Origin of the sequence: Dietzia sp. DQ12-76 (genome assembly GCF_014145045.1) — a bacterium.
Lineage (GTDB): Bacteria > Actinomycetota > Actinomycetes > Mycobacteriales > Mycobacteriaceae > Dietzia.
In genome coordinates this window covers 1-2,299 of sequence record NZ_JAALDV010000540.1, presented here as the reverse complement: position 1 = coordinate 2,299, position 2,299 = coordinate 1, and the positions used below count along the sequence as shown (strand labels likewise).

The 2,299-nt window shown below is 71.7% G+C and carries 4 protein-coding genes; 1 reads left to right on the top strand and 3 read right to left on the bottom strand.

Annotated features, from left to right (window positions below; translation table 11 throughout):
• From G6019_RS16350 to G6019_RS16340, 3 genes are all read right to left on the bottom strand, one after another.
• Positions 1-308, bottom strand: a 308-nt coding sequence (locus G6019_RS16350; protein ID WP_182628060.1) for a suppressor of fused domain protein, incomplete at its 3' end; no start/stop codon positions are given.
• Entirely contained in the window at positions 305-811 is a 507-nt protein-coding gene (locus G6019_RS16345) for a general stress protein (RefSeq protein WP_107756742.1), read from the bottom strand. The genes G6019_RS16345 and G6019_RS16350, both read right to left, overlap by 4 nt.
• The gene (locus tag G6019_RS16340) at positions 811-1,851 is read right to left on the bottom strand and encodes an HpcH/HpaI aldolase/citrate lyase family protein (protein ID WP_182613020.1); all 1,041 of its coding nucleotides are present in this window, start codon (positions 1,849-1,851) and stop codon (positions 811-813) included. The genes G6019_RS16345 and G6019_RS16340 overlap by 1 nt, the downstream gene beginning before the upstream one ends.
• Before the next feature lie 70 nt (positions 1,852-1,921).
• Here G6019_RS16340 and G6019_RS16335 point away from each other — a divergent pair.
• Positions 1,922-2,299: PRC-barrel domain-containing protein (locus G6019_RS16335; protein ID WP_182628058.1), on the top strand; the 378-nt coding region annotated here is incomplete at its 3' end.

Below are 2,299 nucleotides of genomic sequence, written 5' to 3'. Positions count from 1 at the left end.
GCGAGGACGGCCAGCGCGCGCACGACCCCGTCGACCCCGCCCCGGAGCACCAGGCAGAGCTCGGCCCGTGGCGCCGCCGGGTCGGGGACGAGGGCGGACGGGTCACCCATGGGATCGGCCGAACATCCGAGCGAGACGTAGCGGACCAGCCCCGACTCGAGGTCCACGAAGCGCAGGACCCGGATCGGAGCGGCCCCCAGGAAGGTGACCGACGCCTCCTGCGGTTCCGGGCCCAGATGAGTGACCAGGTGCTCCCGGACCGCTGCCAGGACGGCCGGCGGGTCGGATCCGGCTCCCGGGAGACTCACGAGAGGCCGAGGCGCGCGAGCTCGTCGCGGACCTTCTCGGCGTTCGCGGGCTCGCACAGGATGTCGTAGCGCCCGGCGACCAGCTGCGAGGTCGACGCGAAATCGCGCTTCCCCCGCGTCGCGGCGTACGACAGCGACGCCGAGACCACACCGAAGACCGAACCGCCCACGAGTCCGGTGAGGACGACCCCCCACATCGGTTGGGTGAATATCCCGACGAGCAGACCCACGAAGAGCCCCAGCCACGCCCCGGTCGCCAGTCCGCCGAGCAGGACCTTGGGCCAGGTCAGGCGGCCGGTCACACGTTCCACCTGCATGAGGTCCACGCCCACGATGGTCACCTCGTGGACGGGGAAGTCCTCGTCGGCGAGGTGATCCACGGCGGCCTGCGCCTGGGCGTAGGTCGGGTAGGAACCCACGACCCATCCGGTGGGAGGGGTGGGGAGCCCGGGCGTCTGACCGCGACCGGTCCTGCCGGAGGTCGGGGAGATGGGAGTGGTCATCAGTTCGATCCTTCCGTCGCCGACCCGTGGGGACCGGTCTCGTGTGTACCCGACGTCGTCATCCCTGCCGCCCGACCCCGTGCGGAGACCACCAGGGCCATCTTGCGGCTGGCCTCGTCGAGCATCTCGTCCCCGAACATCACCGCGCCGCGAGCCCCTCCCTCGGCCGATGTCGAGTGGGCGTAGGCGGCGAGGATCCCCTCCGCCTTGTCGAACTCGTCCTGGCGTGGGCTGAACACCTCGTTGCCCGCGTCGACCTGGGCGGGATGCAGGACCCACTTGCCGTCGAATCCCAGCGCCGCGGTGCGCGCCGCCGCCCGTCGGAAACCCTCCACGTCCCTCACCTTGAGAAACGGCCCGTCGATCGCCTGCAGTCCGTGCGCGCGGGCCGAGACGAGGATGCTCAACAGCACGTGGTGGTACGCGTCTCCCGGCGCGTAGCCCTCGGGCTGCTCCCCCACGGTGAGCGTGCGCATGCCGATCGAGGCCATGAAGTCCGCGGGTCCGAACACCAGCGTCAGGACCCGGGGGCTGGCGGCGGCGATCTCATCGATGTGGGTGAGCCCGAGCGCGTCCTCGATCTGGGGCTCGATCCCGATGTGCCCGACCGGCAGTCCCGCTGACTTCTCGACCTGGGTCAGGACCAGGTCGAGGGCCCGGACCTCCGCGGCGGACCGCGCCTTGGGCAGCAGCAGTGCGTCGACGTGGGCGCCGGCCCGGCCGACCACCTCCGTCACGTCGCGGACCGTGTACTCGGTGTCCCACGCGTTGACCCGCACGACGACCGTCGGCGCGGCGAAGCCCTCCGTGGTGAGCGCCTCGACGACGTTCTCCCTGGCCTGCTCCTTTGCCGGTCCCGCCACGGCGTCCTCGAGGTCGAGGAACACCTCGTCCACCGGCAGGCCGCGCGCCTTGTCGATCATCTTGACGCTGCTGCCGGGGACGGCGAGGACCGTGCGCCGTGGGCGGGCGCGGAGATCGGCGATCGTCGCCGCGGCGGAATCCGACGGTGCGGGATCCGAGTACTGGGCGGGGGTCATCTGCGGGCACTCCCTTCCGGTGCGGTGCGGGCGGGGTGCGATCCACCACCCGGGGACTAACCTGGTCCGCATGGCGAACCTCAACAAGGCGTTCGTCGCCAGGCTAGCCGGACTGCCGGTGATCGGCCCTGACGGGGACGACATCGGGCGGATCCGTGACGTCGTGGTGACGATGCGTGCCCGGCACAAGCAGCCCCGGGTGCTCGGACTGGTGGTGGAGCTGCCGACCCGTCGGCGGATCTTCGTCCCGATGTTGAGGGTCGCGGCGGTCGAGCCCCGTTCGGTCGCGCTCGTCTCCGGAACCATCAATCTCCACCGGTTCCAGTCCAGGCCCGGGGAGAACCTCGTGCTCGGGGCGCTGGTGGACTCGATCGTCGGGGTCGATCCGGAGCGCGGCACGACCGGCGCCGCGCCCCCCGGCGCGACCGGCACGACCCGGTCGGCGGCG